General features: G+C 69.4%; 29 protein-coding genes. 20 read left to right on the top strand and 9 right to left on the bottom strand.

Annotated features, from left to right (window positions below):
* Nucleotides 1–7: 7 nt before the first annotated feature.
* From urtC to urtA, 3 genes are all read right to left on the bottom strand, one after another.
* A complete protein-coding gene (gene urtC, locus ASG40_RS16775) occupies nt 8–1,168 on the bottom strand; it encodes an urea ABC transporter permease subunit UrtC (protein WP_055888304.1) in 1,161 nt (386 codons plus the stop codon).
* 25 nt (nt 1,169–1,193) lie between these two features.
* Nucleotides 1,194–2,120 carry an urea ABC transporter permease subunit UrtB gene (gene urtB, locus ASG40_RS16780; RefSeq protein ID WP_055888305.1) on the bottom strand — a complete coding sequence of 309 codons (927 nt, stop codon included), beginning with the start codon at nt 2,118–2,120 and terminating at the stop codon, nt 1,194–1,196.
* Nucleotides 2,121–2,359: 239 nt separating this feature from the next.
* Nucleotides 2,360–3,619 (bottom strand): urea ABC transporter substrate-binding protein, encoded by a 1,260-nt coding sequence (gene urtA / locus ASG40_RS16785; RefSeq protein ID WP_055888307.1) that lies wholly within the window; start codon nt 3,617–3,619, stop codon nt 2,360–2,362.
* A 178-nt stretch (nt 3,620–3,797) separates the two neighbouring features.
* On the opposite strand from urtA, the gene ASG40_RS16790 reads away from it, so the two are divergent.
* From ASG40_RS16790 to aat, 6 genes are all read left to right on the top strand, one after another.
* On the top strand, nt 3,798–4,031 hold the full coding sequence (locus ASG40_RS16790; RefSeq protein ID WP_055888309.1) for an antitoxin: 234 nt from the start codon (nt 3,798–3,800) through the stop codon (nt 4,029–4,031).
* Nucleotides 4,028–4,432 carry a type II toxin-antitoxin system VapC family toxin gene (locus ASG40_RS16795; protein ID WP_055888311.1) on the top strand — a complete coding sequence of 135 codons (405 nt, stop codon included), beginning with the start codon at nt 4,028–4,030 and terminating at the stop codon, nt 4,430–4,432. Before ASG40_RS16790 ends, ASG40_RS16795 begins: the two co-directional genes overlap by 4 nt.
* Nucleotides 4,433–4,558: 126 nt before the next feature.
* Nucleotides 4,559–7,915 (top strand): hybrid sensor histidine kinase/response regulator, encoded by a 3,357-nt coding sequence (locus ASG40_RS16800; protein WP_055888313.1) that lies wholly within the window; start codon nt 4,559–4,561, stop codon nt 7,913–7,915.
* Entirely contained in the window at nt 7,908–8,816 is a 909-nt protein-coding gene (locus tag ASG40_RS16805; RefSeq protein ID WP_055888315.1) for a response regulator transcription factor, read from the top strand. Before ASG40_RS16800 ends, ASG40_RS16805 begins: the two co-directional genes overlap by 8 nt.
* A gap of 338 nt (nt 8,817–9,154) precedes the next feature.
* Nucleotides 9,155–9,493 carry a hypothetical protein gene (locus ASG40_RS16810; protein ID WP_156387784.1) on the top strand — a complete coding sequence of 113 codons (339 nt, stop codon included), beginning with the start codon at nt 9,155–9,157 and terminating at the stop codon, nt 9,491–9,493.
* Nucleotides 9,494–9,604: 111 nt separating this feature from the next.
* A complete protein-coding gene (aat, locus tag ASG40_RS16815; RefSeq protein WP_055888317.1) occupies nt 9,605–10,285 on the top strand; it encodes a leucyl/phenylalanyl-tRNA--protein transferase in 681 nt (226 codons plus the stop codon).
* Between the two features lie 9 nt (nt 10,286–10,294).
* On the opposite strand, the gene ASG40_RS16820 is transcribed toward aat, so the two are convergent.
* The gene (locus ASG40_RS16820; protein ID WP_055888320.1) at nt 10,295–10,927 is read right to left on the bottom strand and encodes a LysE family translocator; all 633 of its coding nucleotides are present in this window, start codon (nt 10,925–10,927) and stop codon (nt 10,295–10,297) included.
* A gap of 8 nt (nt 10,928–10,935) precedes the next feature.
* The gene (locus tag ASG40_RS16825; protein ID WP_200938245.1) at nt 10,936–11,571 is read right to left on the bottom strand and encodes a DUF2155 domain-containing protein; all 636 of its coding nucleotides are present in this window, start codon (nt 11,569–11,571) and stop codon (nt 10,936–10,938) included.
* 358 nt (nt 11,572–11,929) lie between these two features.
* On the opposite strand from ASG40_RS16825, the gene ASG40_RS16830 reads away from it, so the two are divergent.
* From ASG40_RS16830 to ASG40_RS16860, 8 genes are all read left to right on the top strand, one after another.
* Nucleotides 11,930–12,394, top strand: coding sequence for a hypothetical protein (locus tag ASG40_RS16830; protein ID WP_055888324.1), 465 nt, complete (start codon nt 11,930–11,932; stop codon nt 12,392–12,394).
* Nucleotides 12,395–12,630: 236 nt separating this feature from the next.
* Nucleotides 12,631–14,634: an acetyl-CoA carboxylase biotin carboxylase subunit gene (locus ASG40_RS16835; RefSeq protein WP_055888325.1), complete on the top strand. Its 2,004-nt coding sequence runs from the start codon at nt 12,631–12,633 to the stop codon at nt 14,632–14,634.
* Nucleotides 14,635–14,647: 13 nt separating this feature from the next.
* Complete coding sequence (locus tag ASG40_RS16840) at nt 14,648–14,878, top strand: hypothetical protein (RefSeq protein WP_055888327.1); 231 nt, start codon at nt 14,648–14,650, stop codon at nt 14,876–14,878.
* The gene (locus tag ASG40_RS22450) at nt 14,875–14,997 is read left to right on the top strand and encodes a hypothetical protein (protein WP_274533838.1); all 123 of its coding nucleotides are present in this window, start codon (nt 14,875–14,877) and stop codon (nt 14,995–14,997) included. The genes ASG40_RS16840 and ASG40_RS22450 overlap by 4 nt, the downstream gene beginning before the upstream one ends.
* Nucleotides 14,998–15,027: 30 nt before the next feature.
* On the top strand, nt 15,028–15,456 hold the full coding sequence (locus ASG40_RS16845) for a gamma-glutamylcyclotransferase family protein (RefSeq protein ID WP_055888329.1): 429 nt from the start codon (nt 15,028–15,030) through the stop codon (nt 15,454–15,456).
* Between the two features lie 28 nt (nt 15,457–15,484).
* Entirely contained in the window at nt 15,485–15,769 is a 285-nt protein-coding gene (locus tag ASG40_RS16850) for an acylphosphatase (RefSeq protein ID WP_055888331.1), read from the top strand.
* A 195-nt stretch (nt 15,770–15,964) separates the two neighbouring features.
* Nucleotides 15,965–16,699, top strand: a complete 735-nt coding sequence (locus ASG40_RS16855) for a DUF599 domain-containing protein (RefSeq protein WP_055888333.1) — start codon at nt 15,965–15,967, stop codon at nt 16,697–16,699.
* Nucleotides 16,700–16,709: 10 nt separating this feature from the next.
* A complete protein-coding gene (locus ASG40_RS16860; protein ID WP_055888335.1) occupies nt 16,710–17,021 on the top strand; it encodes a DUF3253 domain-containing protein in 312 nt (103 codons plus the stop codon).
* Here ASG40_RS16860 and ASG40_RS16865 read toward each other — a convergent pair.
* The 3 genes from ASG40_RS16865 to epmA are packed head-to-tail and all read right to left on the bottom strand — an operon-like array spanning nt 16,961 to nt 19,887.
* Entirely contained in the window at nt 16,961–17,788 is an 828-nt protein-coding gene (locus tag ASG40_RS16865) for a YdcF family protein (protein ID WP_055888337.1), read from the bottom strand. The two genes, ASG40_RS16860 and ASG40_RS16865, sit on opposite strands and share 61 nt — an antisense overlap.
* 37 nt (nt 17,789–17,825) lie before the next feature.
* Entirely contained in the window at nt 17,826–18,884 is a 1,059-nt protein-coding gene (locus ASG40_RS16870; protein ID WP_055888339.1) for a lysine-2,3-aminomutase-like protein, read from the bottom strand.
* 10 nt (nt 18,885–18,894) lie between these two features.
* Nucleotides 18,895–19,887: an EF-P lysine aminoacylase EpmA gene (epmA, locus tag ASG40_RS16875; RefSeq protein ID WP_244475710.1), complete on the bottom strand. Its 993-nt coding sequence runs from the start codon at nt 19,885–19,887 to the stop codon at nt 18,895–18,897.
* A gap of 220 nt (nt 19,888–20,107) precedes the next feature.
* Between epmA and efp the strand changes: the two genes are divergently transcribed.
* A complete protein-coding gene (gene efp, locus ASG40_RS16880; RefSeq protein WP_055888343.1) occupies nt 20,108–20,674 on the top strand; it encodes an elongation factor P in 567 nt (188 codons plus the stop codon).
* A 66-nt stretch (nt 20,675–20,740) separates the two neighbouring features.
* Here the strand turns inward: efp and ASG40_RS16885 are convergent, their stop codons facing one another.
* Nucleotides 20,741–21,781, bottom strand: coding sequence for a DUF1624 domain-containing protein (locus ASG40_RS16885; protein WP_443136628.1), 1,041 nt, complete (start codon nt 21,779–21,781; stop codon nt 20,741–20,743).
* Nucleotides 21,782–22,075: 294 nt separating this feature from the next.
* On the opposite strand from ASG40_RS16885, the gene ASG40_RS16890 reads away from it, so the two are divergent.
* From ASG40_RS16890 to ASG40_RS16910, 5 genes are all read left to right on the top strand, one after another.
* Nucleotides 22,076–22,693 carry a cold-shock protein gene (locus tag ASG40_RS16890; RefSeq protein ID WP_055888347.1) on the top strand — a complete coding sequence of 206 codons (618 nt, stop codon included), beginning with the start codon at nt 22,076–22,078 and terminating at the stop codon, nt 22,691–22,693.
* Between the two features lie 24 nt (nt 22,694–22,717).
* Complete coding sequence (locus tag ASG40_RS16895; RefSeq protein WP_055888349.1) at nt 22,718–23,188, top strand: DUF192 domain-containing protein; 471 nt, start codon at nt 22,718–22,720, stop codon at nt 23,186–23,188.
* A 178-nt stretch (nt 23,189–23,366) separates the two neighbouring features.
* Nucleotides 23,367–23,789, top strand: coding sequence for a hypothetical protein (locus ASG40_RS16900; RefSeq protein ID WP_156387785.1), 423 nt, complete (start codon nt 23,367–23,369; stop codon nt 23,787–23,789).
* A 114-nt stretch (nt 23,790–23,903) separates the two neighbouring features.
* Nucleotides 23,904–24,797, top strand: a complete 894-nt coding sequence (locus ASG40_RS16905) for a dienelactone hydrolase family protein (protein WP_055888352.1) — start codon at nt 23,904–23,906, stop codon at nt 24,795–24,797.
* 146 nt (nt 24,798–24,943) lie between these two features.
* Entirely contained in the window at nt 24,944–25,381 is a 438-nt protein-coding gene (locus ASG40_RS16910; protein WP_055888354.1) for a response regulator, read from the top strand.
* Nucleotides 25,382–25,460 lie beyond the last annotated feature (79 nt).

Consider the following 25,460-nt stretch of genomic DNA (forward strand, 5'->3'; position numbering starts at 1 on the left):
GGGGCTCCTATTCGGCCGGGGTGCCGTGGGGCAGGGCACGGGCCTCGGCCGGCGCGAGGGCCTTCACCTTCCGGGTGAGGCGCGGTTCGACGTAGGTGCGGTAGATGCCCGCCAGACCGTTGGGGAAGGCCAGGACCACGGCGATGAACAGGGCGCCCAGGCCGAACAGCCAGAGCTCGGGGAAGCTCTCGGAGAAGCTGGTCTTGGCCCAGTTGACGAGCAGCGTGCCCCAGACTGCGCCGAACAGCGACAGGCGCCCGCCCACGGCGGCGTAGATGACCATCTCGATGGAGGGCACGATGCCCACGAAGGAGGGCGACATGAACCCGACCTGGAGGGTGAACATCGCCCCCCCGATGGCGGCGAACACGGCGGCCATGCAGAACGCGAAGGTCTTGAAGCTGGCGACCTGGTAGCCGGAGAACCGGACCCGGTCCTCCTTGTCGCGCATGGCGACGAGGATGCGCCCGAGCTTCGATTTCTTCACGTATTGCGCGAACAGGATGCAGCCGATCAGCAGCCCGCCGTTGACGAAGTAGAGGATGTTGTGGGCGCTGTCGGTGCGGATGTCCCAGCCGTTGAGGGTGCGCAGGTCGGTGATGCCGTTGATGCCGCCGGTGTAGCCCTGCTGGCCGACGATCAGGATGGTGAGGATCGCCGCGATGGCCTGGGTGATGATGGCGAAATAGGTGCCGCCGACCCGGCGCCGGAACATCGCCGTGCCGATCACGAAGGCGAAGAACGCGGGCAGCGCCACCACCAGGAAGAGGGTGAGGGGCAGGCTCTGGAACGGCTTCCAGATCCAGGGGAGCTCGGTGATCTGGTTCCAGTCCATGAAGTCGGGGATGCCCGGCGTCGACTGGATCTTGGTGTTCTCGACGCTGGATGCCTCGAGCTTGAGGTACATGGCCATGCAGTAGCCGCCCAGACCGAAGAAGCAGCCCTGGCCGAGCGAGAGGATGCCGCCGAAGCCCCAGCAGATGACGAGGCCGAGCGCCACGAAGGCGTAGGTGAGGTACTTGCCAACGAGGTTGAGCCGGAAGGCGTCGAGCAGCATCGGCAGGACGACGAGGATCACCGCGGCGAGCAGTGCCAGGCTCACCCACTCCATCGGCTTCATGAACGGGTTGTCGTGGACGCTCTCGGCGGCGGCGGATCGGTGTGCCATCGGTGTGTGCTCCATCCTCGCCTCCTCAGCGCCGGACCTTGAGGGTGAAGAGGCCCTGCGGCCGCAGCATCAGGATGCCGACGACGGCGAGCAGCGTGATGACCTTGGCGGTGGAGCCGGACAGGAAGAACTCCAGCGTCGACTGGGTCTGCGAGATCGAGAACGCCGAGGCGATGGTGCCGAGCAGGCTCGCAGCCCCCCCGAACACGACGATGAGGAAGGTGTCGACGATGTAGAGCTGGCCCGATGTCGGCCCGGTGGACCCCACCATGGTGAAGGCGGAGCCGGCGATGCCGGCGATGCCGCAGCCCAGGCCGAAGGTGAGGCGATCGACCTTCTCGGTGTCGATGCCCACCGCGCCGGCCATGGCCCGGTTCTGCACCACGGCGCGGACCTGGGCGCCGAAGCGCGAGCGGTACATCAGGGCCGCGACGCCGAGCGTGATGAGGGTGGTGACGGCCATGACGAAGATGCCGTTGATCGGCACCTCGATGGTGTCGGTGACCTGCACCGAGCCGATCAGCCAGGACGGCAGTTCCACGCCGACCTCGCGGGCCCCGAACACCGTGCGGTAGGTCTGCTGCAGGATCAGCGACAGGCCCCAGGTGGCGAGCAGGGTATCGAGCGGACGCTTGTAGAGGTGGCGGATCAGGCTCCACTCCACCAGCATCCCCAGCGCCCCGGAGGCGAGGAAGGCGAGCGCCATCGCCACGAAGAAGTAGGCGGCGAACAGGCCGGGCAGGTAGGTCTGGAAGAAGGTCGAGCAGAGGTAGGTGACGTAGGCACCCAGAATCATGAACTCGCCGTGCGCCATGTTGATGACGCCCATCTGCCCGAAGATGATCGCGAGCCCGAGCGCCATCAGCAGGTAGACCGAGAACAGGATCAGGCCGGCAAAGCCCTGCATCGCGAAGATCGCGCTCAGGTCCGCGAGTGAGTAATCACCGAACATCGCCCGATCTCCGATTCATCTAGCCGGCGCGGATTGTCTTTGTCGTCTGCCCCGACCGCTGCCTCAGCCCGAGGCGCCAGAGCGAAGCGGAGGCCTCGAGGGAGACCTCCGGCACGCGCGATCGTCTCCCGAACCCTCCTTCGAGCCCCGCTCCGCGGGGACTTCGGGATGAGGCCAAGGGTCGGATCGAGGCCGGCGAGCCCTACGGGGCCCGCCGGCCGTTGCAAATCGCGCGCCGACTACTGGTAGCCCTTGGGGAAGGGGTTGGGCTCGATGAGGTCGGGGCTTTCGTAGACGACCTCGAACTGGCCGCTGGGCAGGGCCCTGGCGACGCGGGTCTTCGACCACAGGTGATGGTTGGGGTGGATCTTGACGTAGCCTTCCGGCGCTTCCTTGAACTCGATGTCGGCCGAGGCCACGGCGAGCTTGTCGACGTCGAAGGAGTTGGCCTTCTCGCAGGTCATCTTCCACAGGTAGGGCCCGAGGTAGGCCGCCTGGGTGACGTCGCCGATCACGGTCTTCTCGCCCCACATCTTCTTGAAGGCGGCGACGAACTTCTCGTTGTTCGGGTTCTTGAGCGACTGGAAGTACTTCATGCACGAATAGGCGCCGGCGATGTTCTCGCCGCCGATGCCGTCGATCTCGTCCTCGGTCACCGAGATGGTCAGCAGGGTCTGCTTCGAGAGGTCGATGCCGGCCGCCTTGAGCTGCTTGTAGAACGCCACGTTGGAGCCACCGACGACGTCGGTGAAGATCACGTCGGGCTTGGTCAGCTTGAGCTTGTTGATGACCGAATTGAACTGGGTATGACCGAGCGGGAAATATTCCTCGCCGACGACCTTGGTCTTGAGCACGTTCTCGATGTGCTTGCGGGCGATCTTGTTCGAGGTCCGCGGCCAGATGTAGTCCGAGCCGATGAAGAAGAACGTCTTGGCGCCCTTCTCCTTGGCGACCCAGTTGAGCGAGGCGAGGATCTGCTGCGTCGCCTCCTGGCCGGTGTAGATGACGTTCTTGGACTGCTCCAGGCCCTCGTAGAAGGTCGGATAGTACAGGAGGCCGTTGTACTGCTCGAACACCGGCAGCGCAGCCTTGCGCGAGGCCGAGGTCCAGCAACCCATCACGGCGGCGCAATGGTCGTTGACGAGGAGCTTCTTGGCCTTCTCGGCGAAGGTCGGCCAGTCGGAGGCGCCGTCCTCCTGGATGATCTTGATCTTGCGGCCGAGCACGCCGCCGGCGGCGTTGATCTCCTCGATGGCGAGCTTCTCGGCCTGGATCGAGCCGGTCTCGGAGATCGCCATGGTGCCGGTGGCCGAGTGCAGGATGCCCACCGTCACTTCCGTGTCGGTGACCGCGAGGCCGCTGGTGTTGACCATCGCGGTCGGCGGGCCGGCGGCGAACGCCAGTCGCGGCAGCAGGGCCAGGGCCGGAGCGCCGGCCAGACCCATCAGGAGCCTGCGCCGCAGCGCCGATTGCAAACCGGTGTTCGTCTCGTCTGCCATCGTGACCTCGACCCCTCTTCGTTCAGCGCGCGGCTCGTGACACTGGCCGCGACCCGACGAAGCAAAGGCTAGGCCGCATGACGCGCCGCAGCATATACGCTGTTTTGCGTAGGTCGCTTCCGCGAGCGGGGCCTGCGGGAGGTGACATAGGTCGCGGCATAGGCCATATGCTCCGACCATGGAACGTATCGTCAGCCTTTTCCGCAACGGCCGGAGTCAGGCCCTTCGCATCCCGCGCGAATTCGAGCTTCCCGGGAAGCGGGCCATGCTGCGTCGGGAAGGAGGACGGCTCTTCATCGAGCCTTTCGACGACGTTTCGTTGTCCGCCGCTTTGTCCGGCCTCGCTCCGCTCGATGCCGAGGATCGGCTCGATGTCATCGCGGATCTCGAGGTCGATCGGGTCGATCTGTGAGCCGGTTCCTGCTGGACACCAACATCATGTCCAGCCTGATCAACGATCGTGGACAGAGCCCCGTCCTGAGGCGGATCGCACAGGCCGGTGACGATCGGGTGTGCACGAGCGTCATCGTGGCGGCGGAGATTCGCTACGGGGTCGCCAAACGCGCATCCATCAAGCTCGCCGAATCGGCCGAGCGCATCCTCGGCGCGCTACCGGTTCTCGCTTTCGAGCCGCCGGCCGCGAAGACCTATGGCGATATCTGGTCGGATCTCGAACGGCGAGGCCTGATGATCGGCGCGAACGATCTCCTGATCGCAGCGCAATGCCTATCGCTGGACCTCGTGCTCGTCACCAACAACAGGCGCGAATTCGAGCGTGTCCGAGATCTGAAGATCGAGGATTGGTTGACCTGACCGGATCGACGGCTGCGATAGGCCGCGTGCACGATCCTTGCTCAGGAGGGGACATCACGTGAACCGACCAGGCTCGATTTTTATCGCGGCGCTGGATTTCTTTCCCGGCGCAATGAAGCCGACCCCATGACCGCCCGGCAGCGCATCGTCCCCATCCGCCGCGACTACAACCGCTTCGTCGCCGACGAGACGCTGGAGGACTATGCGCTCCGCTTCACCGCCAAGTCGGCGCGGCGCTGGTCGGGGTTCCAGGTGGCGCAGACGGCGCTGGGCTCGCTCTCGTTCCTGGCGCTGGAGGCGATCGGCGGCACCCTGGTGCTGGCCACGGGCTTCACCAACACCGTGGCGGCCGTCCTCGTCGCCGGCCTCGTGATCTTCGCCACGGCCGCCCCCATCAGCGTCTATGCCGCCCGCTTCGGAGTCGACATCGACCTGCTGACCCGCGGGGCGGGCTTCGGCTACATCGGCTCCACCATCACCTCGCTGATCTACGCGAGCTTCACGTTCCTGTTCTTCGCCATCGAGGCGTCGATCATGGCGCTGGCGCTCAATCTCGCCTTCGGCCTGCCGCTGTCGATCGGATACGTCGTCAGCGCGCTCGCCGCGATCCCGCTGGTGATCTACGGGATCAGCCTGATCAGCCGCTTCCAGATCTGGACGCAGCCGATCTGGATCGTCCTCAACCTGCTGCCCCTCGCCTTCATCGCGGCCAAGGGCGGCGGCTCGTTCGAGGCCTGGACCGGCTATGCCGGCACCTCCGGCCGGGCCGACGGTTTCGATCCGGCCGCCTTCGGCTTTGCCGTGGGCATCCTCCTCGCCCTGCTGGCGCAGGTGGGCGAACAGGTCGACTTCCTGCGGTTCGTGCCCGAACGGACGGCGGCGCATCGCGGGCGCTGGTGGGCGGCGGTGCTCGGCGCCGGGGCCGGCTGGATCCTGCCCGGCATGCTCAAGATCCTGCTCGGGTCGTTCCTCGCCGTGCTCGCCCTCGGCCACGGCGTGCCGGCCGAGCAGGCGAGCGACCCGACCCGGATGTACGCCATCGCCTTCGGCTACGTGGTGCCCTCGCGAGAGGCGGCGGTGGCGCTGATGGCGCTGTTCGTCGTCATCTCGCAGCTCAAGATCAACGTGACCAACGCCTACGCCGGCTCCATCGCGTGGTCGAACTTCTTCTCCCGGCTCACCCATTCGCATCCGGGGCGGGTGGTGTGGCTGGTCTTCAACGTCGCCATCGCGCTCCTCCTGATGGAGCTCGGCATCGACAAGACCATCGCCAGCACGCTCTCGCTCTACGCCGTCGTCGTCTCGGCCTGGGTCGGCGCGCTCTCGGCGGATCTCGCCGTCAACAAGCCGCTCGGCCTGTCGCCGCCGGGCATCGAGTTCAAGCGCGCCCACCTCTACGCGATCAACCCGGTCGGGACCGGGGCGATGGCCGCCGCGATCCTCGCCGGTTGCGCGGCCTATGCCGGGTGGATGGGGGAGGGGCCGCAGCCGTTCGCGCCGGTCCTGGCGCTCGCCACCGCCTTCGCCGGCGCGCCGCTGATCGCCTACGCCACGGGCGGGCGCTACTACCTGGCGCGCAGCGCGAAGACCGACTGGGGCGGCGCCTCGACCATCACCTGCCAGGTCTGCGACCATCCCTTCGACACCGAGGACATGGCCCATTGCCCGGCCTACGGCGGCGCGATCTGCTCGCTGTGCTGTTCGCTGGACGCGCGCTGCGGCGACCTGTGCAAGCCGCACGGCCGCCTCGACGCCCAGGCCCAGGCGGCCCTGGCGACGGTGCTGCCGAGCCGCACCGCGGCCTGGATCGGGGCGCCGCTCGGGCGCTACCTCGCGCTGATGGCGACCCTGGTGGCGGTGATCGCGCTGATCCTCGGCATCGTCCACGCCGGGGCGGCGGCCGAGAACCCCCAGCACCGCGAGGCCCTGGCGACGGCCCTGACCAGCGTGTTCCTGATCCTCGTCGTCATCCTCGGGGTGGTGGCCTGGCTGTTCGTGCTGGCCCAGGAGAGCCGCCGGGTGGCACAGGGCGAGACCGCCCGCCAGACCGCCCTGTACGAATCCGAGATCGAGGCCCACAAGGTCACCGACGCCAAGCTGCAGGAGGCCAAGGAGATCGCCGAGGCCGCCAATCTCGCGAAGAGCCGCTACGTGGTCGGCATCAGCCACGAGTTGCGCACGCCGCTCAACGCCGTGCTCGGCTATGCCCAGCTCATCGAGGGCGACCCCGAGATCCCGGCCTCGCGCCAGAACGGCATCCGCGTCATCCGCCGCAGCGCGCAGCATCTCTCGGGGCTCATCGACGGCCTCCTCGACATCTCGCGGATGGAGGCCGGGCGGCTGCAGGTCCACCGCAACGAGATCCGGCTGTCCGATTTCCTCGACCAGATCGTCGACATGATCAGCCTCCAGGCGAGCGAAGCCGGCCTCGCCTTCCGCTTCACGCGACCCGCCAACCTGCCCGCGGTGGTGGCCACCGACGAGAAGCGCCTGCGCCAGATCCTGCTCAACCTCCTCTCCAACGCCATCAAGTTCACGGCCACCGGCGAGGTCGTCCTCGATCTGAGCTACCGCAACGAGGTCGCGGTGTTCACGATCCGCGACACCGGGCTCGGCATCCCCGAGGCGGACCTGCAGCGGATCTTCGAGCCGTTCGAGCGCGGCTCGACCCCGGCGGCACGGGCGACGCCGGGGACCGGCCTCGGGCTCACCATCGCGCATCTGCTGGCGCAGGTGATGGGCGGCGAGATCACCATCGCGAGCACGGTCGGGCAGGGCACCCAGGCGCGGGTGCGCCTGATGCTCGGCTCGGTCTCGCGTCCCGCCGTGGGGCCGGTCCAGGCCACCCGCGCGCGCGGCTCGGTGGGGGGCGGGCGCATGGTGATGGTGGTGGACGACGATGCCGCCCATCGCGGGCTCATGCACGAGATCCTCGAACCCTTGGGCCTCACCGTGATCGACGCCGCCGACGGCCCGGCCTGCCTGCGCCTTTCCGCCTCGCACCGGCCCGACCTGTTCCTCCTCGACATCGCGATGCCGGGCATGAGCGGCTGGGCGCTGGCGCGCACCCTGCGCGAGACGGGCCACACCGCCCGCATCGCGATGATGTCGGCCAACGTCCACGAGATCGCCCCGAACCGGGGCGACGACGCTCCCCACGACGACATCATCGCCAAACCCTTCGACCTGCGGGACTTCGTCGAGCGGGTCTGCGTCCTGCTCGGCCTCGACCGGCCCCAGGCACCCGAGACGCCGGCCGCGGCCGTCCCGCTTTCCGAAGCGGCGCCCCGGCGCGAGCACGTCGCCGACCTCCTCCGGCTCGGGCGCATCGGGCATATTCGCGGCATCGAGGCCAAGCTCGACCAGATCGCGGCCGAGGAGGCGGCGCCGACCGCCTTCGTGGCGCGGATGCGCGGCCTCGTCGCCGCCTACGACCTGCGCCGCTACATGAGCGTGCTCGAAGGGCTCGCCCGCGATGGCTGAGCCGCAGCGCGACATCGTCCTCGTGGTCGACGACTCGCCCGAGACCCTGAGCTTCCTCACCGAGGCGATCGAGCGGTCGGGCGCCACCGTGCTGGTGGCGGTGGCCGGCGACCTCGCCCTGGCCCTCGTCGACGAGATCACCCCCGACGTCATCCTGCTCGATGCGGTGATGCCCGGCATGGACGGGTTCGAGACCTGCCGCCGGCTCAAGGCCAAGCGCCACCTCGCCCATGTGCCGGTGATCTTCATGACCGGCCTGTCGGAGACCGAACACATCGTGAAGGGGCTCGACGCCGGCGGCGTCGACTACGTGACCAAGCCCATCGCCCCCGACGAGATCCTGGCCCGCATCCGGGTGCATCTGGCCGGTGCCCGCTCCGCCCAATCGGCGCGGGCCGCCCTCGACACCACCGGCCGGACGCTGTTCGCCGTCGACCCGGCCGGAGCCGTGCTGTGGTCGACTCCCCAGGCGGCCCGACTGCTCGCCGAGATCGCGCCCGAAGCCGGGCCCCTCGGCCTTTCCGCCGCCGCCCGGGCCTGGCTCACCGGCTGCCTGTCGGGGGGCAAGGCCGGCTCGTTCGCGCTCCATGACCGGGCCGGCGCCACCCATTCCTTGAGCTTCATCGGCAGCACCGGGGCCGAGATCCTGCTGCGGCTGACGCGCGACGGCACCGCCGCCGGCCTGGAGCGCCTGAGCCGCCGCCTGCCGATCACCAACCGGGAGGCGGAGGTGCTGCTCTGGCTCTCGCGCGGCAAGGCGAGCCGCGATATCGGCGAGATCCTGGGATTGAGCCCGCGCACCGTGACCAAGCACCTGGAAGGGATCTACGCCAAGCTCGGGGTGGAGAACCGCACCGCCGCTTCGCTGATCGCCGCACGGTGCCTTCAGGATCTCGAATAGGCCGCCGAAGCCCGGTGCAACGGCCGGCACCAGCCACGGTTGGTGCGCGAGCGCACATCAAGATTGTGCACCATCGATCGGTCGCGAAGCCCTCTTTGCACGTTTGCTCGCCTCGCGAGGGCACGGGCAGCCGATTTGTCTCGGCATTTCGGCCTCGGCGCGATGGTGCATCGCACACCGGGTGACGATCCCGCGTTCGCAAGACCCGTCGGGTGCGACGGATTGCCGACGAAGGATCGACGGGAACGCGGCGGGAGGAGCCGACTTCTCACCCCATGCCGACGGCACCGATGCCGGTCGGACGGCACGATCATTTTCTAAAGGACGTCACACCCACCATGCGTACCATCACTCTCGCCCTCGTCGCCGCGACCCTGAGCGCCACCGCCGCCCTGGCGCAGTCGCCGTCCGGCAACGTCGGCCAGCCCGAGCGCGCTGTCCCGCAGGCCGGGCAGACCACGCGCGGCCCCATCGACAACCCCTCGACCTACGGCGTCTACCGCAACGCCGACCGCCCGGTCCTCGTCGATCCCGACGCCACCGGCACCGTGATCGACGGACCCTACCGCTCCAACAGCGAGGCGATCGTCGAGGATTCGGCCAAGGGCGGCAACGCCGAGCAGATCAACCGGGCCGTGCCGAACCTCGGAACCACTTCGGGCGGCCCCCAGTTCTAAGTCTTGCGAGAACGATGTGAAGCGGCGGCGGGGCGAGAGCCCCGCCGTTTTCGCATGTGGCGGCCAGTGCCGGCACTGGCCATCCGGCCGAGGCCGGGGCAGGATCGGACGATGCACGACCGACCTTCGGACGATGGCGACCGCGTGGAGATCACGCCCGAAATCCTGCTCAAGGCCTACGCGGCCGGCATCTTCCCGATGGCGGAGGACGCCGACGACCCGGCCATCTACTGGGTCGAGCCGCGTGCGCGGGGGGTCCTGCCCCTCGACGGTTTCCATGTGGGCCGGCGCCTCGCCCGCACGGTGCGCAGCGACGTGTTCGAGGTCCGGGTCGACCGCGACTTCGAGGGTGTGATCGCGGGCTGCGCGGCACCCCGGCGCGATGCGGAGCGCACCTGGATCAACGGCCGCATCCGCGACCTCTACGGCGCGCTGTTCGATCAGGGCCATGCCCACACCGTCGAGGTCTATGCCGAGGGTCGCCTCGTCGGCGGGCTCTACGGCGTGTCGCTGGGCGCCGCTTTCTTCGGGGAGAGCATGTTCCACGTGGAGCGCGACGCCTCGAAGGTCGCCCTCGTCCACCTCGTGGCCCGCCTCAGGGCCGGGGGCTACCGCCTCGCCGACACCCAGTTCGTCACCGACCACCTGCTGCAGTTCGGCGTGACGGAGGTGCCGCGCCACGTCTACAAGCGTCGTCTCGCCGAGGCGATCGTCATGCCGGCCGCCTGGGACGTCTGGCCGGTCGGCGAGCCGAGCCGCGGCGCGCAGGTGCTTGCCGCCCTCGAAGGATGACAGGCCCGCTCAGCGACCGGTGTCGAACGCCATCCGCAGGCTGAGGCCTCCGAGGACACCGCCCATCAGCCAGCGTTGGACGTTCAGCCATCCCGGCCGGGTGGCGAGGAAACCGGCGATCGACCCCGCCGCCAGCGCGATCATCGCGTTCACGCCGACGCTGACGACGATCTGCACCGTACCCAGCACGAGCGTCTGCGACAGGATATGGCCGTGCTCCGATGTCACGAACTGCGGCAGCAGCGCGAGATAGAGCATGGCGATCTTGGGGTTGAGCAGGTTCGTGACGAAGCCCATCGTGAAGAGCTTCGTCCTGCTGTCGGCGGGCAGGTCCCTGATCGCGAAGGGCGAGCGCCCGCCGGGGCGAAGGGCCGACCAGGCCAGCCAGCCGAGGTAGAGCGCGCCCGCCAGGCGCAGGCCGTCGTAGGCATAGGGGACCGCCAGAACGAGGGCGGTGATCCCGAAGGCCGCGCACAGCATGTAGACCACGAAACCGCAGGCGACGCCGGCCAGGGAGACCAACCCCGCGAGGCGGCCCTGGCAGATCGAACGCGAGACGAGGTAGGCCATGTTCGGTCCCGGCGTCAGGACCATGCCGAGGGAGACCGCCGCGAAGGCAAGGATCGTCGCCGCCTCGGGCATGGGAGCTCCTACCGGAACAGGGAATCGAAGATCGACTGGGGCTGCTGCGGCGGTGGCGCCGGGGCGGGCCCCTCGTTGTTGGGGAAGAATTTTCGCGATGGCTTCTGGCGCGGCTGTACCGGCACGCCGCGGGGGCCCTCGACGTCGACCTGGCCCCGCGGGTTGACCTGCTGGGCGGTGCGGGTCGGGTCGTCGCGGCGGGTCGGCCGCTTGGTCTTTTCGGACTTGGCGGCCAGGACCGGCACGTCCTCCTGCTCGCGCGCCTCAGCGATGATGTCGGTGCCGCCCTTACAATCGACGAGCCAGACGTCGTAGATCGGGTGCTCGATGGCATGCAGGCCCGGGCTCGCGGCGAACTGCCAGCCCGTGAAGATGCGCCGGTACTTGTTGTCGAGGGTCACCTCGTCGACCTCGAGGAAGGCCGTGGTCTTGGGGCTCTCGGTGGGCGGCCGGCTGTAGCAGACCCGCGGGGTCAGCTGCAGGGCGCCGAACTGCACGGTCTCGTCCACCGCCACTTCGAAGGAGACGATCCGGCCGGTGACCTTGTCGAGGCCCGAGAACACCGCCGTCGGGTTCTTGATCTTGTCCGCGAACGCGGATCCGAGCGGCGCGGCGGCGAGGAGGCCCGGAAGGACGGCACGCATGAGGACGGTGCGCAGGCGGGATGCAGGGGGCATTCGGCACGGTCTCGCGGGCGCGGTCTACTGGAACGAAGCGGGTGGGCCGGAGCACTCCGACCCGGCGAAACACCCCATATCCCGCCGCGATAGACAGGCAAACGATGTTGAAAAAGCGGCGGCGCCGGCGAGCCGCCCGCCGCCACGGCGACGGCGGCTCCACCCGTTCGCGGTCACATCTTCGAAAGGCTGCTTCGTGAGCACGCTTTAACCTGAACGCGCGTTCAGATCTCGATGTTAACCGATGGAACGATGCCGTCCTGCATAGTCGAAAACAGACGGAAACATCGAGCGGCCCCAAGTAGAGCCGCAGGAGCATCAACCAATGATCAACGCTTCTCTTCAGCTTTTCTGTAACCGTGTCGTCGCCGAGGGTCGCCTCGACGCCGGGGACGTCCGCCTCCTGGCCGGGGAGATCCTCGTCGACGGCATCGCCTGCCGCGACGAGGCCGACATGCTCATCGCCCTCGACCGCGCCTCCGTCGACGCCGATCCCGCCTTCGGCGACCTCCTCACCGCCCTCGTCGTCGACTTCGCCGTCTGGGGCGAGCGCCCGACCGGCTACATCGATGCCGGCATCGCCCGTTGGCTTGCCGCCTCCCTCGGCGCCGGTTCCGGCCCGACCCCCCTGGCGGCGCGGATCGCCCTGAGCGTCGTCCAGGAGGCGCAGGCCAGCGACGAGCACTTCATCGCCTTCGCGCTGGCTGCCAAGGCGCAGGCCGCGAAGGCCCTCGCGGGCGGGACCCGCCAGGCCGACGAGGCGACCGCCCCGCAGGCCCTCGCCGCTTGAAGCCGGAACGGATGCGGCGCCCGACGCGAAGGCGCCCCCGATAGGCCCCGCCCCCCGGCGTCGACGAACGAGATCGCGCACGCGAGGTGACACGACCCGAAGCCCGGACGGCCCTCAGGAAACACGCAGCGGATGCGACCATCAGCTTTCCGAAGCAGCACAACTGCTTTAACGGAGGCAAGCTTGGGCGGCTCGTCCCGTCCCGTGATCCCGACCGACCCAGAGTGCCCGGACCGATGTTCGAGAAGATCCTGATTGCCAATCGCGGCGAGATCGCGTGTCGCATCATCAAGACCGCCCGGCGGATGGGCATCAAGACGGTGGCCGTCTATTCCGACGCTGACCGCGACGCGGTCCACGTCGCCATGGCCGACGAGGCCGTGAACATCGGCCCGGCCGCGGCGGCGCAATCCTACCTCGTGATCGACAAGATCGTCGACGCCTGCAAGCGGACCGGGGCGCAGGCGGTCCACCCCGGCTACGGCTTCCTGTCCGAGCGCGAGGCGTTTCCGCGGGCGCTCGAGGCGGCCGGCATCGTCTTCATCGGACCCAACCCCGGCGCCATCGCCGCCATGGGCGACAAGATCGAGTCGAAGAAGGCGGCCTCGGCCGCCAACGTCTCCACGGTGCCGGGCTTCCTCGGCGTGATCGAGAGCCCGGAGCACGCCGTCACCATCGCCGACGAGATCGGCTACCCCGTCATGATCAAGGCCTCGGCCGGCGGCGGCGGCAAGGGCATGCGCATCGCCCACTCCTCGGGCGAGGTCGCCGAGGGGTTCGCCCGCGCCAAGTCGGAGGCCGCGTCCTCCTTCGGCGACGACCGGGTGTTCGTCGAGAAGTTCATCACCGATCCGCGCCACATCGAGATCCAGGTGATCGGCGACAAGCACGGCAACGTGATCTATCTCGGCGAGCGCGAGTGTTCGATCCAGCGCCGCAACCAGAAGGTGATCGAGGAGGCGCCCTCGCCGCTCCTCGACGAGGAGACCCGCAGGAAGATGGGCGAGCAGGCCGTGGCCCTGGCGCGTGCGGTCGCCTACGATTCGGCCGGCACGGTCGAATTCGTCGCCGGCCAGGACAAGTCCTTCTACTTCCTCGAGATGAACACCCGCCTGCAGGTGGAGCATCCCGTCACCGAGATGATCACCGGCGTCGACCTCGTCGAGATGATGATCCGCTCGGCCTACGGCGAGGCGCTGCCCCTGACGCAGGACCAGGTCAAGCTCGACGGCTGGGCCGTGGAGAGCCGCGTCTACGCTGAGGACCCGACCCGCAACTTCCTGCCCTCGATCGGGCGCCTGACCACCTACCGCCCGCCGGCGGAAGGGCGGTTCGGCGAGGCGATCGTGCGCAACGACACCGGCGTCGAGGAGGGCGGCGAGATCGCGATCCACTACGATCCGATGATCGCCAAGCTGGTGACCTGGGCGCCGACCCGCGAGCAGGCGATCGACGCGCAGGCCCAGGCGCTGGATGCCTTCGCCATCGACGGCATCCGCCACAACATCCCGTTCCTCGCCGCCCTGATGGCGCATCCGCGCTGGCGTTCGGGCAACCTCTCCACCGGCTTCATCGCCGAGGAGTTCCCCGAGGGCTTCGTCGCCCCGGAGCCCGCGGGCGAGATCGCGCAGCGGATGGCGGCCGCGGCGGCGGCCATCGACCACAAGCTCAACCAGCGCAAGCGCGGCATCTCCGGCCAGATGCGCGATCCGAGCCTGCTCCACTTCGAGCGCGACCGCGTCGTGATCCTGGCGGGCCAGGCCTACCCGGTGACCGTCGACACCATCGGCGAGGCGCTGGCGGTGACGGCCGAGGACGGCAGCATCCTGAACGTGGTCAGCGACTGGCGCCCGGGCGAGCCGGTCTGGTCCGGCGAGATCGGCGGCCACGCGGTGGCGATCCAGGTGCGCGGCCTTCTCAACGGCGTCTCGCTCCAGCACGCGGGCGCGGCGGCCGAGGCTCGCGTCTACACCCGCCGCGAGGCCGAACTCGCCGCCCTGATGCCGGTCAAGGAGAACGCCGGCTCCGGCAAGCAGGTGCTCTGCCCGATGCCGGGGCTCGTGAAGGCGATCCTGGTGACGGAAGGCCAGGAGGTGAAGAACGGCGAGGCGCTGGCCATCGTCGAGGCCATGAAGATGGAGAACGTGCTGCGCGCCGAGCGCGACGCCACCGTCTCGAAGATCTCGGCGAAGGAAGGCGACAGCCTGGCGGTGGACGCGGTGATCCTCGAGTTCGCGTGAGATCGCGCGAGGCGTGAACACGACGCACAACGAGCAGACCAAATTGCTGGCCACGGGGATCAACAACATCGCCGTGGCCTTCATCGTGATCGGCGTCGTCACGCCGGTCACGGCGGTCAGCTTCGGCATCGCCGTGGCCCCGGCTCCGAGCCTCGCCACGGCGTTCTTCGCCGGCGTTTGGTTTTGTGCCGGTGCGGGCCTACATATTCTCGCGAGACGCGCGTTGCGGAGCCTGAAGTCATGAACACCGGCGAGATCTTCGTCACCTTCGTGATCCCGGCGGTGGTCCTAGCCGCGGCCTATCTGGCCGTGCTCGCTAATGAGCGGGCGATACGCCGCTCGGACGAGCAGGGCGGCAAGTAACGCAGACAAGACCTTATCCTTCAGCACGCAATGCCCCTCTATTTCGCCTACGGCGCCAACATGGACGCCGGCGCCATGGCCCTGCGCTGCCCGGGCTCGATCCTGATCGGACTGGGGCGGCTCAACCGGCACCGCTTCATCATCATGCGCGAGGGCTACGCCTCGGTGGTGCGCGACCCCGCCGCCACGGTGTGGGGCGTGCTGTGGGACCTCAAGCTCGCCGACATGCCGGCGCTGGACCGCTACGAGGGCGTGTCGGGCGGGCTCTACGTCAAGGCGTCCCAGCCGGTGGTGACGACGGGCGGCATCAAGCGGGCGCTGATCTACCTCGGCGGCAACGCGGTGGCGGGGATCCCGCGGCCCGGCTATCTCGAAGCGGTCCTGGCGGCGGCGGTCGCCGCGCAACTGCCGGCGGCCTACCTCCGGGAGATGCACGGATGGCAGCGCCGGGCGCGCTGACGCGATCGGCCGGGAAAATCGAGGGACGATGACGCAGACGAGAACGGTGCAGGTCGTGATCCGGGGTCGGGTGCAGGGCGTCGGATACCGGTATTGGACCAGGGACGAAGCGCTGCGCCGCGCCCTGTCGGGCCATGTGCGCAACCGCGTGGACGGCACGGTGGAGGCCCTGTTCTCCGGTCCGGCCGAGGGCGTATCGACCATGATCGAGGCCTGCCGGCGCGGCCCGCCGGGCGCGCGGGTCAACGACATCGTCGTCGCCGAGGTCGAGTCCATGCCGTCCGCAGAGGGATTTTCGATCCTGTCCGACTGACGTCGGCGAACACGACGTCGGGTGGAGGGGTTCGTATCGGACACACGGCTGGCATGCGCGACGGAGCGCGCCCCGGACCTGGACCTCGGCCGAATCCGCACGCAGAACAGGCCGGCATTGTCGCGGCACCCGTCCGGCGCATCGTCCCACGGCGTCTCGTGCCACCCGCCGCGGACGCGGACAGACGAGGAGACCATGGCGTCCCAGACCCTCTCCACCGTGTCGCTCCCGGCGGACTTCTCGCACCTCGATCTGGCCGCCCTGATCGTCTTCGTCGCGATGTGGCTCGGCTACGGCCTGGCCGTCGGCCGGATGCGTGGGCGGCGCACCAGCCTCAGCCAGTTCATGAACGGCCAGCGCGAGGTCTGGTCCCGGCAGATCGTCACCCGCGACAACCGGGTGGTGGACACCACCATCAACGCCTCGCTGCAGAACGGCACCGCCTTCTTCGCGTCCACCTCGCTGATCGCGCTGGGCGGCGTCCTCACCCTGTCGCGCTCGAGCGACGACGTGCTCACCCTGTTCGGGGCGCTGCCGTTCGGCGCGGTGGCCAGCCGCGTCACCTGGGAGATCAAGGTGGCGGGGCTGGCGGTCGTCTTCGTCTACGCCTTCTTCAAGTTCGCCTGGGCCTATCGCCTCTTCAACTACGGCGCGATCCTCATCGGCGCGATCCCGACGAAGGGTTCGGGCGCCGGGGAGGCCGAGATGGAGCGGGCGGCCCGCCGGGCGGCGGCGATGAACATCGCCGCGGGCGGGCACTTCGCCCGCGGGCAGCGCGCCTTCCTGTTCGCACTGGCCTACCTCGGCTGGTTCGTGGGGCCCTGGGTGCTCATGGCGACGACCGCCGGTGCGGTCTATGTGATGTGGCGGCGGCAGTTCGCCTCCGATATCCGTGCCGCCCTCCTGGCGGACGAGGACATGCCCTTATGACCATGCTCCTATGACGAAGCCGGTCCGTCCGAGCGACGCGCTCATCACCGAGACGATCCTGGCCATGGTCGAGACGCGCGGCGCCGACAAGACCGTCTGTCCCTCCGAGGTGGCGCGTGCCCTCGGCGGTCCGCATCCGGAGGGCTGGAGCCCCTTGATGCAGCCGGTGCGCCGGGCGGCGGTGGCCCTCGTCAAGCAAGGCTGCATCGCGATCCTGCGCAAGGGCCGGCCCGTGGACGATCCGGACGATTTTCGCGGAATCTACCGGCTCGGGCTGCCCGTCGCGGACGGGGAGGGGGCCGGGAACCAGTCGTCGGTGTAGCCGGCCAGGCGGTAGGCGAGGAGGCCGACCCACTCCTTGGCCATGAGGTCGAGGACGAGGAGCCCGGTGGAGGCGAAGCTGTTGAAGCGGGCCGCATCCCCCCGCGCGCCGGTGCGGTAGTCGACCGGATAGGCCACGACGTCGAAACCGGCCTTGCGGAAGCACCCCATCGCCCGCGGCATGTGCCAGGCGGAGGTGACGAGCAACCAGCGCTCGCCGGGTTTCGGCTGGACCTTGTCGGCGGTGAAGGCGGCGTTCTCGCGGGTGTTGCGCGAGCGGTCCTCCTGGATCAGGCGAGTGCGGGGCAGGGAAAGGGTATCGGCGAAGCGCCCGACCACCTCGGCCTCGGAGGTGGTCTCCCCCGCCAGACTGCCGCTGCCGCCGGAGAACACGAGCCGGGCGCCCGGGTATCGCCTGGCGAGGTCGGCCATCGCGACCTGCCGCTCGCCGGCGTCGTTCGTCATCATCTGCCCACGGCCCATGGTCAGGCCCGTCTCGACGGCACCGCCGAGCACCACGATCCCGGCGACCGGGCCGCCGTCGTCGGCGAAGGCCGGGAAACGGTCCTCGAGGGGCAGGGCGATCCAGGTGGCGAGCGGCGAGAACCCCGCGACCGCGAGGCCGACGAGGCCCGCCGTCGCGAGCCCCAGCCCGATCCGGCGCAGGCGTGTCGCCAGCGCCAGCAGCACCCCGAGGCAGCCGAGGAGAACCAGGAAGTTCGAGGGCGTGATCAGGAAGAAGACGAGCTTCGAAAGCGGGAAGAACATCGCGCGGGCCGGTCCGATGGTGGGAAGGAGTGCGCCGTCAGGCGGGATCGCCGGGGCGGGGCGGGTAGGCGTGCTCGACCCCTTGCGGATCCCGGACCCGCCATCCGGCGCCGTCCGCGCCGAGATAGGCCGGACCCACCGGCACCTTGCCGTGGCCGCCGGGAATGTCGAGGACGTAGGTGGGCTGCGCCAGGCCCGAGAGGCGTCCGCGCAGGGCCTCCATCAGCGCCCGGCCCTGCGTGAGATCGGTGCGCAGGTGCGCCGTGCCCGGCGCGAGGTCGCCGTGATGCAGGTAGTAGGGCTTGATGCGGTTCTCGACGAACGTCCGCATCAGCGCCTCCAGCGTGGCGGCATCGTCGTTGACGCCGCGCAGCAGCACGCTCTGGCTCACCAGCGGGATGCCGGCGTCGACGAGCCGGTCACAGGCGGCGCGGGCCGCCTGCGTGAACTCGCGCGGATGGTTGGCGTGCAGGGCCACGAACACCGCACGCCCGAAACGCTTCAGCGCCGCCACGAGGTCGGCATCGACCGCAGCCGGATCGACCACCGGCACGCGGGTATGGAAGCGCAGGACACGGACGTGCCCGATCGCGCGAAGGCCGGCGGCGATCCGCTCCAGGCGGCGGGGCGACAGGGCGAAGGGATCGCCGCCGGTGACGATCACCTCCCAGATCTCGGGCCGGGCGGCGATATAGGCGAAGACAGCGTTCAGCTCCGCCTCCGTCAGGCTGCCGAGGCCGCCGGGGCCGACCATCTCGCGGCGGAAGCAGAACCGGCAATAGACCGGGCAGACGTGGAGCGGCTTCAGCAGCACCCGGTCGGGATAGCGATGGACGAGGCCGGGCAGCGGGCTGTGGGCGGCATCGGCGATCGGGTCGGCCCGCTCCTCGGCCCGCGTCTCCAATTCGGGGCCCTGCGGCAGGAACTGCAGGCCGATCGGGTCGGCGGGGTCGAAGGGCGCGATCAACTCGGCCATGTCGGGCGTCACGCCGATGGCATAGCGCGCGGCCACGGATTCGAGGGCGGCCATGTCGGTCGCGGCGGCGAGGCCGGCCGCGACGAGATCGGCCGGGCTGCGCAAGGTGCGGGTCAGCATGGGGCGCCCATCATGGGACACCCATGGCGACCGGCGTCCAGACCACGTCCTCGATGCGCGGGGCACCGGCGAGCAGCATCACCAGCCGGTCGAGGCCGAGGGCGATCCCGCTCGCCTCCGGCATCAGGGCGAGGGCGGCCAGGAAATCCTCGTCGATGGGATAGGTCCGCCCGTAAAGGCGCGCCTTCTCGGCCATCTCGCCCTCGAAGCGGCGGCGCTGCTCTGCCGGATCGGTGAGTTCGCCGAACCCGTTGGCGAGTTCGACTCCGCAGGCATAGAGTTCGAACCGTTCCGCCACGCGCGGGTCGTCCGGGCTACGGCGCGCCAGCGCCGCCTCGCTGGCCGGATAGGCGTGCAGGACCGTCGGCCGGCCGATGCCGAGGTGCGGCTCGATTGTCGCGACGAGGACGCGGCCGAAGAGGTCCGACCAGGTATCGTCGGGCGCGACCCGCAGTCCCGCACCGGCCACCGCCTCGGCCATGGCGGCGCGGTCGGTGGCGCCATCCCGGTCCATCGTCGCCAGGAGGTCGATGTCCGCAAACCGCGAGAAGGCCTCGGCGAGGGTCAGCCGCTCGAAGGGAGCGAACGGATCGGACCGGCGCCCGCGAAACTCGAGGTGTCGCGTGCCGGCGGCATGCGCGGCCTCAGCGAGGAGGGCGGCGCAATCCTCCATCAGCACGGTGTAGCCGGCCTCGGCACGATACCATTCGAGCATCGTGAACTCGGGATGGTGGAGGGCGCTGCGTTCGCCGTTGCGGAACACCCGCGCGAGGGTGAAGAGCCGCGTCTCGCCGGCCGCGAGCAGCTTCTTGCAGGCGAACTCGGGCGAGGTGTGGAGATGGAGTGGGGCAAGGGAGCCGTCCGGCGCCACGATCTGCGTCGAGAAGGCGTGCAGATGCGTCTCGTTGCCGGGCGAAACCTGCAGGGCCGCCGTCTCGACCTCCACGAAATCATGCGCCGACAGATGCGCACGCATGGCCGCGACCACGCGGTTGCGCATCATCAGGACCGGGCGACGGTCGGCGTGGACCTGGGGCGTCCACCAGGGCGAGGGCGCGCTCACGACGTCGCGCGCCGTGGATCGACGTCGCCGGGACGCGCTGACGCAGCGGCGACTGGCAACCACGGCGCGGATGGAGTAGTGGCGAACCACAGATGCCGTTCCCGCGGGCCGGACCCGACGGGGCGTGCGCAGCATTTTCGTACAGACAGGACCAGACCCCGTGAAGGTGATCGCCTCTTCGCTCCGCAAGGGCAACGTCGTCGACAAGGACGGCAAGCTCTACGTCATCCTGACGATCGAGAACATCCACCCCGGCAAGGGCACGCCGGTGACGCAGCTCGACATGCGCCGCATCACCGACGGCGTGAAGATCTCGGAGCGCTACCGCACCACCGAGTCGGTGGAGCGCGCCTTCGTGGAGGATCGCGACCACACCTTCATGTACGAGGACGGCGAGGGCTACCACTTCATGAACCCCGAGACCTACGAGCAGGTCGCGGTGCCCAAAGACGTGGTCGGCGATGCCGCCCCCTACCTCCAGGAGAACATGACGGTGAAGCTCTCCTCCCACAACGGGGTGCCGCTCACCATCGAATTGCCCCAGCGCGTGGTGCTGGAGATCGCCGAGACCGAGCCGGCCATGAAGGGCCAGACCGCCTCCTCGTCCTACAAGCCGGCGATCCTGTCGAATGGCGTGCGCACCGCCGTGCCGCCGCATATCGCGGCCGGCACCCGGGTGGTCATCATGACCGAAGACGGCTCCTACGTGGAACGCGCCAAGGACTGACGTCCCCGCACGGCCCTTCCCGGATCAGGCACGGCCCTTCCCGGATCAGGCACGGCCCTTCCCGGATCAGGGAGGGGATGCCGCCGCCTCGTAGCAGGCCTGCGACAGGGCCTGCGCGCGGGCGCGGTCGGCCGGCGTGAACGAGCGGCCCGCCTCGGCCCACAACCCCTCCCGGCGAAAGCCGACGACGACGCAGCGTGCCGCGATCCGGCACGGCCCGGCCTCGCCGCCGGTCTCCGTGCAGTTGCGCGCGTAGACCCGGCGGAACTCCGCTTCTCCGGCGCGCGGGTGCTGGCCGCTCAGCGCGACGACGCCGGTGAGGAGGCCGAGCAGCACCGGTTGGTGGACGAGGTAGATCGACAGACTGTGGCGCCCGGCCATCGCCAGGCCGCGCATCGCGCGGCCCGTCGCGGCCCATTCCGGGAGCGAGGAACGCACAGCGGCGGGGCCGGCGAGGCGGGCGGCGGCGATCCCGGCCAGCACCAGCCCGAACCAGGGAAACAGCGGCACGTAGTCGTTGGTCTGCGGAACGCCGCGACCCAGCCCCAGGAAGGCGAGGACGGGATCGTCGAAGACCCTTACCGGCGGAAGGACCTCGGCCTGCACCAGGTGGGGGGCCGCCAGGACCGCGACCGCCCCCAGTGCGGACACGAGCGCCGGCGCGCGCAGGAACGGCACCGCCAGCACGCTCGACAGGGCGATGCAGTGCAGGATTCCGAAGAAGATGTAACTGTCGGGGAAGGCGATCCGCGTGGCCGCGGTGATCGCCAGGGCCGCTCCGCCGATCCGCAGGAGCCGCATCAGGAAACGCCGCCGGCGGATGGCCTCCGTCGCGGCCTCGCCCCGTCCCCGCATCAGGACGAGCCCGATGCCCACGAGGAACAGGAACGTGCCGGCGATGCCGTGCGCGGCCGCCTTGCCGGGCGGGGTGAGCGCATAGTTCTCCGGCGTGAGGCCGAGATGGCCGAGGTCCCAGGCCAGGTGATAAGCGGCCATGGCGACGAGGGCCGCACCCCGGGCGGCGTCGAGGGCAGCGAATCGCCGCCCCGGCGGAACGGCGGCGGGCGGGGTGGTCTCGGCGCTCTGCATGGCCGCGGCCCCTAGCATCGATCGGCGGTCCGGGCGACCTGTCACGGCCGCCGGCAGCCACGGCGTCGCAGGCGGCCGTCGACCCTTTCCGGCCCCGCAGGAGCGCGGGTTGAGATTTCCCGAGTCCGATCAGCGGCTTCCCCCGGGCAGGGCAGGGGCATGTGCGATCGCCACCTGTTGCGCCTTTGCCGGGTCGGCGGAGATTGCGCGATCGGGAGGCAGTGCTGGCGGGCAAACGGGCTTCCGCCGAGTCACGACTTTGTTAATCTTGATTGCGGATCGCGCAGCGTGATTCGGTGTGGGTTGCTTACAATGTCGGACGTCTTCGGATCGGGCCTCCACGGGTCGCACCCAGCCGCATCGTCCGACGACGCCCGAATCGCCGACGGCCTGTCGTCCGAGGAGCTTCGCCCCCTCGATCTCATCGAGGTCGCCGGCCGCATCAAGTGGTTCGACGTCGCCAAGGGCTTCGGCTTCATCGTGCCCGACGACGGGACCCCGGACGTGCTGCTGCATATCACCTGCCTGCGCCGGGACGGGCACCAGGGCGCGAGCGAGGGTGCGCGCGTCGTCGTCGAGGCGACCCGGCGCGCCCGCGGCTGGCAGGCCTTCCGCGTGATGTCCCTCGATCAGTCGACGGCGACCCACCCCTCCGAACTGCCGATGCCGCGCACCCATGTGAGCGTGACGCCCACCAGCGGCCTCGAGACGGCGGTGGTGAAGTGGTTCAACCGCCTGCGCGGGTTCGGCTTCCTCAGCCGCGGCGACGGCACCCCGGACATCTTCGTGCACATGGAGACCCTGCGCCGCTACGGGATCGCCGAACTCAAACCCGGCGAGACCGTTCTCGTCCGGTACGGCGACGGATCGAAGGGTGTGATGGCGGCCGAAGTCCGCCTTCTCGACGGTGCGTTGCCCGCCTCCCACTGACGCGGCAGAACCGTAGCGATGCACATGTCCGTTTTCCGCTCCCGCCCCTGGCAGCGGTTCGCCGCAGCCTTCCTCGCCCTGGTTCTCCTCCAGGTGTCGGCGGCGGCACAGACCCAGACCGAGCCGCTCACCATCGCGGCCCGCGGCGCCAGCCACGGCTTTGCCGTCGAGGTCATGCGCGACGACGAGGCCCGCTCGCGCGGGCTGATGTTCCGCCGCACGATGGCGGCGGACCACGGCATGCTGTTCGACTTCGAGAAGGTCGCCCCGGTCGCCATGTGGATGAAGAACACCTACCTGTCCCTCGACATGCTGTTCATCCGGGCGGACGGCACCATCGCGCGAATCGCCGCCGACACCGAACCGCAGTCGACCCGCGTGATCCCCTCCGGGGAACCGGTCCTCGCCGTCCTCGAACTGAACGCCGGCACAGCCGCCCGCCTCGGCATCAAGGCCGGCGACCGGGTGCAGCATCCGCTGTTCAAGCCGCGCTGATCGCCGCGCATGACGACGAACGAAAAGTGAACGACGCCGGTTGACGGGAGTCCCCTTTGCGATCATCGTTCCCGTAATGTTCCGGTCCCGCCGAGACGGCGGCCCGGTCTCGCGGCGGGAGGCCACCATGGTCGATTGTGATGTCGAGCCGGCTTGCGATGCCGTGCCGTGCACGGAGGTGCTCTACGCCAACGGGGAGTGGCGCGTGACCGCCGAGGGGATCGAGCATCCGCGCACCGGATACGTCATCGACCGGGCGGGTATCGATCGGCGCCGGGACGGCGAGCTCTGGGAGTGGCCGTTGCATCTGGCGGAGAAGAGCTGGTGCGAGCCGGGACCGTTGCGGGACGCCTTCATGGTGGCCCTCGGCCGCTACGGGGTCGCCGCAGATCCTGATCTGATGCGGTCGTTCGCAATCGGCTTCGGTCCGAGGTTCGGAAGCGGACGCGACATCGTCGACCTGGGGTTCACGTCGCTGGGCGAGATCGTGTCGCGTCGGCGCCATGGCGGGCGCAAGCCGCCCGGCCCTCTGCCGAGCGACGTGGCATGGCGTCGCGACGAGACCGGCGACAGACGCAGGGTCGCGGTCGCGGGCCGCTGACCGGCGGCAGGGACCGCGCCCGTGCGGCCCCGACCGGCGGTTGACGGGGCCGGTGCCCGATGGTCCTTCGCGTCGGGCAAGTCCGGTGAGGATTGCGAGACTGGCGAGGATCTCATGCAGCACGACGAGACGGCTCACCGAAGCGACGCCCCCGAAGGTCACGAGGGCCTGCTGACTCCTCCGTTCTCGCGGCGCGGGTTCGTCATGACGAGCCTGATGACGGGGCTGACCCTGGCGACGACCTCGGTGGAGGCTCAGGTCGTCACCACCGATTCGGTGGGGATCGAAGCCGGCGAGGTGGCCATTCCGACCGTGGACGGGCCGATGCCCGGATACCGCGCGGTGCCGGAGGGGAGCGGTCCGTTCCCGGTGGTCCTCGTCATCGAGGAGATCTTCGGGGTCCACGCCTACATCAAGGACATCTGCCGCCGTCTCGCCAAGGCCGGCTATTGCGCCGTGGCGCCGGAACTCTACGCCCGTCAGGGCGATCTCGCGACGATGACGGATGCCCAGACGATCATCCGCGAGGTGATCTCGAAGACGCCGGACGCCCAGTGGATCGCCGATCTCGACGCCACGGCCGCCTGGGCGACCTCCGCCGCCAAGGGCGATCCGGACCGGCTCTCGGCCATGGGCTGGTGCCGGGGCGGGCGCGCCGTCTGGCTCTATGCCGCCCACCGTCGCGACCTCAAGGCGGCCGTGGCCTGGTACGGGCAGCTCGGGGGCGAGCGCACGTCGATCCAGCCCAGGACCGCCGGCGATGTCGTCACCGAGATCCAGTCCCCCATCCTCGCCCTCTACGGCAGCGCCGATACCGGTATTCCCGTGGCGAGCATCGAGGAGGCCCGTGACAAGGCCAAGGCGGCCGGCAAGTCGGTCGAGCTGGTGGTCTATCCAGACGCACCGCACGGGTTCCACGCGGACTATCGGCCGAGCTACCGCAAGGCCGCAGCCGAGGATGGCTGGGCGCGCGCACTGGCCTTCCTCAAGGCGAACGGTGCGGGCTGACCGCGCTGGAGAATCGGCCGACCCGGCTTCCATACAAACCCTGCGCGACCGATGGTCCGCAGGATTGACATAATGAAGCCTTAACGGGTCTCGAGAGTTACGAAAGGATCGGCCGATCTTTTCGCCGTCGGGGGCGTTCGACGCAGATGAGTGCTGTAAGTTCGACGGCCCGTAAGCCGATGATCCTGGTCGTGGAGGACGAACCCGACGAGCGCTTCCTGGCCGCGACCCTCCTCGAGGAGACCGGCTTCGACGTGATCGAGGCCGAGACGGCGGAACACGCCCTCGCCATCCTGAACGATCGTGCCGACGAAGTCAGCGTCGTCTTCTCGGACGTGCGCACGCCCGGTCCGATTGGCGGCTTCGAACTGGCACGGATCATCGGCGTGACCTGGCCACGCGTCCGCGTCCTGCTGACCTCCGGCGATGCCGGCGACCAGCCCAGCGACCTCCGGGTCTCGGCCACCTTCATTCCCAAGCCCTGGCGTGCGGCCGACATTCTGTCGTGGGTCGAGGAGAACGCGCCGCCGCGCCCCGGCACGCCGGACCGACCGGCGCTGGTGGGAGATTCCCGGCCGGCCTGACGTCATTGTGGGCGATAAAATTCAGGATCTTAGGGGAAACTTGGCTCGACGGATGCGTTGACCGAGTCATTGCGCGTCA

It is taken from the genome of Methylobacterium sp. Leaf399 (assembly GCF_001424525.1).
In the GTDB taxonomy this organism is placed as follows: Bacteria; Pseudomonadota; Alphaproteobacteria; order Rhizobiales; family Beijerinckiaceae; genus Methylobacterium.

Coding starts and splice junctions, on each gene's coding strand:
- ASG40_RS16835 (WP_055888325.1), top strand. CDS start 12,631: ATGTTCGAGAAGATCCTGATTGCCAATCGCGGCGAGATCGCGTGTCGC.
- ASG40_RS16820 (WP_055888320.1), bottom strand. CDS start 10,927: ATGCCCGAGGCGGCGACGATCCTTGCCTTCGCGGCGGTCTCCCTCGGC.
- urtC (WP_055888304.1), bottom strand. CDS start 1,168: ATGGCACACCGATCCGCCGCCGCCGAGAGCGTCCACGACAACCCGTTC.
- ASG40_RS16850 (WP_055888331.1), top strand. CDS start 15,485: ATGACGCAGACGAGAACGGTGCAGGTCGTGATCCGGGGTCGGGTGCAG.
- ASG40_RS22450 (WP_274533838.1), top strand. CDS start 14,875: ATGAACACCGGCGAGATCTTCGTCACCTTCGTGATCCCGGCGGTGGTC.
- urtB (WP_055888305.1), bottom strand. CDS start 2,120: ATGTTCGGTGATTACTCACTCGCGGACCTGAGCGCGATCTTCGCGATG.
- ASG40_RS16825 (WP_200938245.1), bottom strand. CDS start 11,571: ATGCGTGCCGTCCTTCCGGGCCTCCTCGCCGCCGCGCCGCTCGGATCC.
- ASG40_RS16865 (WP_055888337.1), bottom strand. CDS start 17,788: ATGTTCTTCCCGCTTTCGAAGCTCGTCTTCTTCCTGATCACGCCCTCG.
- epmA (WP_244475710.1), bottom strand. CDS start 19,887: ATGATGCGCAACCGCGTGGTCGCGGCCATGCGTGCGCATCTGTCGGCG.
- ASG40_RS16855 (WP_055888333.1), top strand. CDS start 15,965: ATGGCGTCCCAGACCCTCTCCACCGTGTCGCTCCCGGCGGACTTCTCG.
- ASG40_RS16860 (WP_055888335.1), top strand. CDS start 16,710: ATGACGAAGCCGGTCCGTCCGAGCGACGCGCTCATCACCGAGACGATC.
- ASG40_RS16890 (WP_055888347.1), top strand. CDS start 22,076: ATGTCGGACGTCTTCGGATCGGGCCTCCACGGGTCGCACCCAGCCGCA.
- ASG40_RS16810 (WP_156387784.1), top strand. CDS start 9,155: ATGCGTACCATCACTCTCGCCCTCGTCGCCGCGACCCTGAGCGCCACC.
- ASG40_RS16805 (WP_055888315.1), top strand. CDS start 7,908: ATGGCTGAGCCGCAGCGCGACATCGTCCTCGTGGTCGACGACTCGCCC.
- ASG40_RS16845 (WP_055888329.1), top strand. CDS start 15,028: ATGCCCCTCTATTTCGCCTACGGCGCCAACATGGACGCCGGCGCCATG.
- ASG40_RS16800 (WP_055888313.1), top strand. CDS start 4,559: ATGACCGCCCGGCAGCGCATCGTCCCCATCCGCCGCGACTACAACCGC.
- urtA (WP_055888307.1), bottom strand. CDS start 3,619: ATGGCAGACGAGACGAACACCGGTTTGCAATCGGCGCTGCGGCGCAGG.
- ASG40_RS16870 (WP_055888339.1), bottom strand. CDS start 18,884: ATGCTGACCCGCACCTTGCGCAGCCCGGCCGATCTCGTCGCGGCCGGC.
- aat (WP_055888317.1), top strand. CDS start 9,605: ATGCACGACCGACCTTCGGACGATGGCGACCGCGTGGAGATCACGCCC.
- ASG40_RS16895 (WP_055888349.1), top strand. CDS start 22,718: ATGTCCGTTTTCCGCTCCCGCCCCTGGCAGCGGTTCGCCGCAGCCTTC.
- ASG40_RS16790 (WP_055888309.1), top strand. CDS start 3,798: ATGGAACGTATCGTCAGCCTTTTCCGCAACGGCCGGAGTCAGGCCCTT.
- ASG40_RS16885 (WP_443136628.1), bottom strand. CDS start 21,781: ATGCTAGGGGCCGCGGCCATGCAGAGCGCCGAGACCACCCCGCCCGCC.
- ASG40_RS16905 (WP_055888352.1), top strand. CDS start 23,904: ATGCAGCACGACGAGACGGCTCACCGAAGCGACGCCCCCGAAGGTCAC.
- ASG40_RS16830 (WP_055888324.1), top strand. CDS start 11,930: ATGATCAACGCTTCTCTTCAGCTTTTCTGTAACCGTGTCGTCGCCGAG.
- ASG40_RS16910 (WP_055888354.1), top strand. CDS start 24,944: ATGAGTGCTGTAAGTTCGACGGCCCGTAAGCCGATGATCCTGGTCGTG.